Here is a 391-nt window from a genome sequence, read left to right as displayed (position 1 = left end):
AATGAAAACCGTTCGGTTTTCCATCTCTCATTAAAAATCCACTATCTGGATCCGTAGTACTTATACGAGTTTTTTAGTGGGAGTATCACTTTCCTTTCTGGGTTTTAATTCTTTTTTTCGTGTACCTCACAATCTTCAATTACCGCAGCTTCTAGTTCATCTATATAAAACTTTGCCTTTTCTTTTTTATATTTATGTACAAACTTATTTTTATTAGCATTGGCCTTAATGTACGTAGAATCTGTCATCAGTGCACGTCCTCCCACCATCCGGTGCTCTGTCGCTTGCCTCACAATCTCATCAAAAATTTCTTCAAAAATATTTGTATGAATAAATCGGGTACGGCGATTCCAACTGATTGTAGAATGATCTGGAATAGTATCTGATAGAG

General features: G+C 35.8%; 1 pseudogene. It reads right to left on the bottom strand.

The window, feature by feature from the left end:
• Positions 1-391 (bottom strand): annotated as a pseudogene (locus ACODS7_RS32740) (IS5/IS1182 family transposase); the annotation flags it as partial.

The organism is Bacillus sp. FG16 (assembly GCF_057809515.1).
Note: the sequence above shows the minus strand (reverse complement) of the source record. Positions and strands in the feature narration are given on the sequence as shown.